Origin of the sequence: Actinomyces acetigenes (genome assembly GCF_031296635.1) — a bacterium.
Lineage (GTDB): Bacteria > Actinomycetota > Actinomycetes > Actinomycetales > Actinomycetaceae > Actinomyces > Actinomyces acetigenes.
Genome location: NZ_JASPFC010000059.1, coordinates 1 through 7,754 on the forward strand (window position 1 = coordinate 1; position 7,754 = coordinate 7,754).

7 protein-coding genes are annotated in these 7,754 nt (G+C 69.2%); 4 read left to right on the forward strand and 3 right to left on the reverse strand.

The annotated features are described in order from the left end of the window. Positions 1-677: 677 nt before the first annotated feature. Together RIV14_RS13105 and RIV14_RS13110 are read right to left on the reverse strand one after the other, a co-directional pair. Positions 678-1,346: a potassium channel family protein gene (locus RIV14_RS13105; RefSeq protein WP_075373694.1), complete on the reverse strand. Its 669-nt coding sequence runs from the start codon at positions 1,344-1,346 to the stop codon at positions 678-680. A gap of 40 nt (positions 1,347-1,386) precedes the next feature. Continuing rightward, the gene (locus RIV14_RS13110) at positions 1,387-2,982 is read right to left on the reverse strand and encodes an MFS transporter (protein ID WP_075373693.1); all 1,596 of its coding nucleotides are present in this window, start codon (positions 2,980-2,982) and stop codon (positions 1,387-1,389) included. A gap of 122 nt (positions 2,983-3,104) precedes the next feature. Between RIV14_RS13110 and RIV14_RS13115 the strand changes: the two genes are divergently transcribed. Continuing rightward, positions 3,105-3,815 carry a TetR/AcrR family transcriptional regulator gene (locus tag RIV14_RS13115; protein ID WP_075373692.1) on the forward strand — a complete coding sequence of 237 codons (711 nt, stop codon included), beginning with the start codon at positions 3,105-3,107 and terminating at the stop codon, positions 3,813-3,815. 62 nt (positions 3,816-3,877) lie between these two features. On the opposite strand, the gene RIV14_RS13120 is transcribed toward RIV14_RS13115, so the two are convergent. Beyond that, a complete protein-coding gene (locus tag RIV14_RS13120) occupies positions 3,878-5,500 on the reverse strand; it encodes a TrkH family potassium uptake protein (protein WP_075373691.1) in 1,623 nt (540 codons plus the stop codon). A gap of 277 nt (positions 5,501-5,777) precedes the next feature. On the opposite strand from RIV14_RS13120, the gene RIV14_RS13125 reads away from it, so the two are divergent. From RIV14_RS13125 to RIV14_RS13135, 3 genes are all read left to right on the forward strand, one after another. After that, positions 5,778-6,020 (forward strand): helix-turn-helix domain-containing protein, encoded by a 243-nt coding sequence (locus RIV14_RS13125; protein WP_003789249.1) that lies wholly within the window; start codon positions 5,778-5,780, stop codon positions 6,018-6,020. A 147-nt stretch (positions 6,021-6,167) separates the two neighbouring features. Then, positions 6,168-6,266 carry a 30S ribosomal protein bS22 gene (locus tag RIV14_RS13130; protein ID WP_003792170.1) on the forward strand — a complete coding sequence of 33 codons (99 nt, stop codon included), beginning with the start codon at positions 6,168-6,170 and terminating at the stop codon, positions 6,264-6,266. 103 nt (positions 6,267-6,369) lie between these two features. Beyond that, entirely contained in the window at positions 6,370-7,674 is a 1,305-nt protein-coding gene (locus RIV14_RS13135; RefSeq protein ID WP_081381915.1) for a UDP-N-acetylmuramate dehydrogenase, read from the forward strand. Positions 7,675-7,754 lie beyond the last annotated feature (80 nt).

The window sequence follows — 7,754 nt, forward strand, 5'->3', positions numbered from 1 at the left end:
GATGTCATGACTTCTCAAGACGCTGGTGGGGTGGGCCGACCGTGTGCGGGAGCCACTGCTCGTTTCTCTGGTGGGGCCGGCCTGGCTGCTCGCAGCTGCTCGGGTGCCTGCTGGCGTCGTTTGGGCGCACTGCACGAGGGCGGGGTGCCACTGGACGAGGGTTGGGGGTACTTCGGGTAGGTGGGGCCTTCGTACAGTACGCACAACCCGTGGTCAGTGGATCCCGACCCTCGTGGAGTAGGCCGACTCGGGGCGGAGCCGGCGTCGAACCATGACCTCCGGACCCCGCGCAGGCAGCGGGCAGGGGGCGGACCTGTGACGGAGGCGCCGGGCTGTGCCACCAAGAACCCCGCGGACTCACTCCCGCGCGGCCCGGTGTCCACAGCGCTGACATCAACGATCCAGCCGCCAAAGCACCCAGCGGAAATCGTTGGAATCCTGCGGTTTGTCCTCGGCGTGCAGCGCCGGTGCGCCTGTGATGTCAGCACCATGGACACCAGCGACCTGCCAGCCCTCTTCCCTCCGCGCATCGCCGTCTTCAGGACCACCAGCCTGCCCCGGACTCCCGTCCGAACGAGTGTCTCAGAAGTCATGACACTCAGATGTCTCAGAAGTGAGGAGACAGCACATGACATGCCTCTGACGAGGGTCGTTGCGTCAGGGGCCGCCCGGCCGGCTCACGCACGGTTGGCGAAGCGCTCCAGGAGAGCGGCGTCCCCGCCGACGACGAGCACGTCCTCGGCCGAGACCAGGGTGTCGGGGGTGGCGTACTCGAAGGGCTCGCCCGGGCTCATGAGGCCGAAGACCGTGATCCCATAGCGCGAGCGCACCTTGGACTGGCCGATGGTGAAGCCGTGCAGCTCCGTGGGTGGACGCATCTTGACGATGGTGAAACCGCCCTTCTCCATCTCGATGTAGTCGAGCATGCGACCCGACACGAGGTGGGCGGCGCGCTGACCGGCGTCGAACTCGGGGTAGACGACGTGCTGGGCGCCGATACGGCGCAGGATGCGGCCGTGGGCACGGGAGATGGCCTTGGCCCAGATCTGGGGGGTCTCCAGGTCCACGAGGTTGCCGGTGATGAGGACGGAGGCCTCCAGGGAGGTCGCCACCCCCACGACCGCGGTGCCGAACTCGGTGGCGCCCAGCTGCTCGAGAGCCTCCACGTCCGTGGCGTCGGCCTCCACCAGGGGGATACGGCCGGTCCACTGGCGCACGATCGCGGGATTGGCCTCCACGGCCAGCACCTCGCGTCCCAGCCGGTCCAGGGTGGCGGCCACGGCCGAGCCGAAGCGCCCCAGCCCGATGACGAGCGTGGAGTCGGTGCGCGAGAGCGGGGCAGGCATGAGGTCTCCTGAGGTCGGCCGCGGAACAGTGACTCCTACGCTACCGCGTGCGGCGACGTCGGACGCTCAGGCCGATCCCGCAGACCACCAGGACTGCCACCGCCCCGGCCAGGATCCAGGCCATCATCGTGAAGCCGCCGGAGTAGGCCTCGATCTGCGCTCGGTCGATGAGCTGGGCCTTGAGGGTCTCGACGATCTGCTTGCCCGCGGGCGACTGCGGCAGGGCCTGGGCCCGCATCATCGCCTCCATGGCTGCCGCCTTGACCTGCGCGGCGTGGTCGGTCACGTAGTCCTCGGCGTGCTGGGTGGCGTAGGAGGTCATGAGCGCCACCCCGAAGGACCCGCCGATCTGCTGGGCGGCGCTCAGGATCGCCGAGGCCAGTCCGGTCCGCTTGGCATCCACTCCGCGAGTGCCGGAGTTGAAGGTGACTGGCATTGTCAGTCCCAGGCCCATCCCGAAGGCGATGAGACCGGGCAGCGCCACCTGCTCGTAAGTCGATTCCGTGGTCATGCGCGAGAAGATGAGGAAGGATCCCGTCAATACCGCCAGCCCCAGCGGCAGGGTGCCGCGCGCCCCGAGCCTGGGCACGATGACGCGCCCGGCCGGGATCGCGGTGGCGATCAGCGCAAGGACCATTGGGAGGAAGACGACCCCGCTCTTGAAGGGCGAGTAGCCGAAGTGGTTCTGCATGTAGTAGGTCAGGTAGATGATCGCCCCCATCTGGGCGGCGCCGGCGACGAACTGCGTGGCGTAGGAGGCTGCGCGCACGGGCAGTGCCATCATCGACAGGGGCAGCACCGGGCGGCTCGCGAAGCGCTCGCGAACCACGAACAGCACCGCGGCGATGCCGCCGAGTGCCAGCCAGCTGACGGTGGACGTGGAGGTCCAGGAGGTCTGCTGGGCCCGGTCGAGCCCGTAGACGGCGCTGAAGCAGGCCCCGCATCCCAGGACCAGGCCGGTCAGGTCGTCAGTGATGCGTGAGCGGCGGTCGCGCTGGTCGGCCGGTGGGAGGCTGCGCTGCCCGATGAGCAGAGCGGCGGCGGCCAGGAGAATGTTGATGTAGAGGGCCCAGCGCCAGCTGAACCAGTCGGTCAGCGCCCCGCCGACGAGCAGTCCGACGGCCGCTCCCAGGCCGCCAGTGGCGCCGAAGATCGCGAAGACCCGCTCGCGCTCACTGCGCTCGGTGAAGGTCACGTTGAGCAGTGACTGCGAGGTGGGGGCCAGCAGGGCGCCGAAGCAGCCCTGGGCCACGCGGGCCACCAGCAGGATGGGGAAGGAGGTCGCCATTCCGGCTGCGAGGCTGGCGATCCCGAATCCGATCAGACCGACCTGGTAGGAGCGGCGGATGCCGACCACGGCGCAGAGCCTTCCTCCGAAGAGCACGAGGCCGCCGAAGGCCAGGCTGTAGCCGGTGACCGTCCACGGGCTCTGGGACACGGTCATCCCCAGGTCCTCCTGCATGTGCGGCAGGGCGATGGCGATGATCGTCAGGTCCAGGACGATCATCAGCTGGGTGAGGACGGCGCTGACCATGACCGCGCGGCGATTGGGATGCCGTGCAGTCACGGGGGTCTGCTCCTGCGTCTCCTGTGCCGGTTCGGTCTGTCTGAGAGTGGATGTCGCTGTGAGTGTCATCGCGGACCTCCATATCAAAACTATCGTTTTCGTTTGCGTCTGGGAGTCTAGGCTTCCCTGCGATGCCTAGTCAACAACGATCGTTTCGATTTGTGGTGTCTCGGGTCACCTATGCTGGGGGCATGCCACGAGTGAGCGCCGCCTACCGGGAGCGTCAGTCCGGCCGCATCCTGCAGGCCGCCGAGGAGTGCTTTGCACGCAACGGCTTCCAGGCCACCTCCATGGACGAGGTCATCGCAACGGCCGGGATGTCGTCGTCGACCGTGTATCGCTACTTCCCCGAGGGCAAGTGCTCGCTCATACGCGAGGTCCTGATTCGGCGGATGGGGCCGCTCGTCGAGCGGATCAAGCAGCTCGCCGAGTCCGAGGCACTGCCGGACTTCAAGCAGGGATTCATCGAGGCGCTCGTCCTGCTCAACTACGAGCGCGACGACATTGAGCAGCACGCCGGCGAGGCCGACTCCACCTCGCGACGGGCCTGCGCTGGGCGAGGCGAGGTCCGCAAGGACGCTGACGACGTCGGACTGAGTGCCTGGGCGCCACTGGCCTACCACGCCTGGGGTGAGCTGACTCGTGATCCCGAGATGCGCGTCATGGTCCAGGAGAACTACCAGGACATCCGCAGCGGCCTCATCCGCCTATGCCGCAACGGGCAGAGGGCGGGGACGATCTCCTGCCGCCTGAGTCCTGAGCAGCTGGCCTCCCTCATCCAGAGCGTCTCCTTCGGACTCATCGTTGAGCAGCTCATCACCGGCCGCGCAGATGTGGAGAGTGCGGCCGCGACCCTCGGGCACCTGCTCGCCCCGGACGAGCCGGGATCCGAGGGGAGCTGATCGTTCCCGCTGGTGTCTGCGGGCTCTCGGGTGAGCGGGCGCGGACAACGGGGCGACGGGCGCTAGCCGATCATCGGGCTGGCCTCGGGCATTCGGATGACGCGGCGCCGCTCGCGCAGCGCCAGGGCGCTGGCCGCCGTCATCGTGCCCACACGGCCGACGAACATGAGCGCCACGATGACGTACTTGGCCCCGTCCGGCAGGGAGGGCGTGATGCCCGTGGACAGGCCCACGGTCGCGAAGGCGCTGATGACCTCGAAGAGGATCCGGTCCAGGGACAGGTTGGTCATCTGCAGGAGCAGGAGCGTGGCCAGTCCGATGATGCTGGATCCGATGAAGGCCACCGCCACGCTCAGGCGCACGGTCGAGGGGGTGATACGCCGCCCGAAGGCCTCGATGTCCTGGTCGCCGCGGGCCTCGGCGAGGATCGCCAGCAGCAGGACCGCGAAGGTCGTCACCTTGATGCCGCCGGCCGTCGAGGCCGAGCCGCCCCCGACGAACATGAGGGCGTCCTGGAGGAACCAGGTCGCCTCGTGCATGTGCTCGGGCGGGATCGTGGACAGTCCCGAGGAGCGGGCGTTGACGCCGTTGATCAGAGCGGTCATGATCTTCCCGTTCGTGGGCAGGGAGCCGTAGGTGAGCGGGTTGTTCCACTCGAAGGTGGCGATGGCGAGGGTCGAGGCGACCGTGAGGGCTAGGTAGGTCGTCAGGGTGAGCTTGGTGTGCAGGCTCCATGTGCGGGGGTGGCGGCGTCGGCCCATGATGTCCAGGATGACGGGGAATCCGACGGCGCCCATGAAGGTCCCCAGGATGATCGGCAGGCCGATCCACCAGTCGGTGGAGTAGGCCGCCAGTCCCCCGGGCATGATGACGAAGCCGGCGTTGTTGAAGATCGACAGCGCCATGAAGAACGCGTACCACAGGGCGTGGCCCACATCGAGACCGTGACTGAGGAAGCGGGGCAGCAGTATGAGGATGAGGAAGAGCTCGCAGCCGGTGGCCGTGTAGATGACGGCGCGCAGCAGCCGGCCCACCTCGCCCAGGCGCGACTGGTTCTCCGAGGCCGCCAGCATCCGCTGGGTCAGTCCTACGTGCCGGGACACCGCCAGGGACAGCAGTGAGGCCAGGGTCATGACGCCCAGCCCGCCCACGGCCGCGGCCAGGATGATGACGACGTGCCCGAAGGTGGACCAGTAGGTCGCCGTGTCCACCGTGTTCAGGCCGGTGACGCACACCGCTGAGGTGGCGGTGAACAGGGCGTCGAGGAAGTCGGAGTGCTTTCCGCTCGCCGTGGCGATCGGGAGGCTGAGCAGAAGCGTGACCACCATGATGATGGCCGCGAAGATGGTGACAGCCAGCCGGGCCGGGTAGAAGCGGGCGGCCCGTGCGATCTGGCTGAGTGGCTCGATGTGTCTGAGCAGGCGGCGCAGCCCGGTGGGCTCTGTGCCCGGCAGCGGGGGGAGGGGTGACGGCTCCTCGAGGGGGCCGGCTCCCTGTCCGGTGGCCGGGTGCTTCTTGCGCCGCTTCCACGGGCGGCCGACGACGCCCACGAGCGGGGCGTGCCAGTGGGCCTGACGGCGCTTGCCGGCCTGGGGGGAGCCATGCTCCCCGGCCGGTTTCTCGCCGCGGGGTGTGTGGCCGGGCTCCGGCTCCTGGGCGGTGTCTGTCTGGGGCACGGTCGCCATTGTGGTCCCGCTGGTGCGACTTCGCCACGTCTGCCAGCGTTGTGGGCCGGGCGTGTCCGGGCGGAGGCGGTGCCCGGGACTCGGTGCTCGCCGCAGTGGCGGCCGAGCTCTGAGGCGGATCAGTGAGGTTGCGACAGCGACAATTGGTGTCCGAGTGTGAAATGCGACGCCTGTGGCGAATGGTGCCCGAGAAACCCTGTGCGAAGGCTGGTGCGGAGATATATTGGCGGTGTTCCTGCCCCGACGGGGCCACCCGCGACGAACGGACCTCAAGCTCATGGCACCGGGCCTTCCCACATCCCCCAGCGCCTCCGGCGCCCCCTCGTTCCTCACCGTGGCTGAGGTGGCGGCGATGCTGCGCGTGTCCAAGATGACCGTCTACCGGATGGTGCACTCCGGCGACCTGCCTGCGATGCAGGTCGGGCGCTCTTTCCGCGTCCCTGAGCGCGCCGTTCACGACTACCTGTCTGCGGGGCTGGGTGACTGGGGCCACGACGCGTCAGAGGCATCAGGGTCCTAGGAGCCGCTACACTCAGGCGGTCACCTGCGTGGTCGGCCGCTGAGCCTCACGCGCCGACCAACCGCCCCCATGGCATAACCCTCGCCGGCCTGCCTCGGCCCGCAGGGAGGGTCTGCGGGCACTAGAAGCGAACTGCGAGGAGATCTCATGGGATCCGTCATCAAGAAGCGCCGCAAGCGCATGGCCAAGAAGAAGCACCGCAAGCTGCTTCGCAAGACGCGTCACCAGCGTCGCAACAAGAAGTGAGACGAGCGGCCCGTCCGCGTCTCGGGGCTCCGTGCACACTGCTGGTGTGAGCGGGGCCCTGCTTGTCTCACGAGGAACTGATCAGGAAGAGCGGAGACCTTCGTTGACCACCACCCCAGATGATCGCACCCCTGCTGAAGCCCCGGCTGCGCCGTCAGCGCCGTCAGCGCCGTCGACCGAGCCGCAGCTGGTGGAAGGCGACTGCACCGTCCCACTGAGCGTCGACGTCGACCCGTCCGCCTGGCCCGCACCCGTCCAGGCCCTGGCGCACACGCCCGGCTCCGGCGCCCGGCCGACCACTCTGGCCGAGCTGACCACGCTTCGTGTGGGCGGCCCGGTGGGCAGGTACGTCGAGGCCACCACGCAGAGCGAGCTGACCGAGGCGATCCGCGAGGCCGACGCCGCCGGAACGCCCGTCCTCGTCATCGGCGGCGGCTCCAACATCATGGCCTCCGATGCCGGCTTCGACGGGCTCGTCATCCGGGACGCCCGCGCCGAGGTCTCACTCGTCTCGGACTCGGTGTGCGGCGGCGTCGAGGTCACTGCCACCGCCGGCACCACCTGGGACGACCTGGTGCGCGAGGCCATCGCCAGCCAGTGGGCCGGGTTCGCGCCCCTGTCCGGGATCCCCGGTACGGTGGGCGCCGCCCCCGTGCAGAACATCGGGGCCTACGGCGCCGAGGTCGCCGAGCTCATCGCCAGCGTGCGCGCCTGGGACCGACTGCGCAACCGGGTGGTCTGGCTGGCCCTGGGCGAGCTGAGGCTGGCCTACCGGGACTCGCGCCTCAAGCAGTCCCTCTCCGACACCGAGGTGGGCGGCGGACGCCTGTGGGGGCCGACCGGACGCTGGGTGGTCCTCGACGCCACCTTCGCCGTGCGGCAGGGCTCCCTGTCCTCCCGGATCGCCTACTCCCAGCTGGCTGGGACGCTCGGCGTCGAGCTGGGCGAGCGCGTGCCCGAGCGCGAGCTGCGCGAGGCGGTCCTTGAGCTGCGCCGCTCCAAGGGGATGGTGCTGGACGGCACTGACCATGACACCTGGTCGGCCGGATCCTTCTTCACTAACCCGATCCTGACCACGGCCGAGGCTGAGCACCTGCCCGAGGATGCGCCCCGCTTCCCGGTCACCGACCACTCGCAGGTGGTGCTCGGCACCAAGGGGGCCCCCGTCATTGAGGGGCTGGTCAAGACCAGCGCCGCCTGGCTCATTGACCACGCGGGCTTCACCAAGGGCTTCGCCGTGGAGGCCGGCGCCCCGGCCGGACTGTCCACCAAGCACGTTCTGGCGTTGACCAACCGGGGCGGCGCCACCGGTGCGGACCTGGCGCGGCTGCGTGACGCGGTGGTGGCCGGAGTGTGCGAGCGCTACGGCGTCACCCTCGTGCCCGAGCCCGTCCAGGTCGGCTTCTAGACCGTCACTCCAGCGCCGCGTCGGCCCCGGCGCGACCGGTGCGGACCTGGCGCGGCTGCGTGACGCGGTGGTGGCCGGGG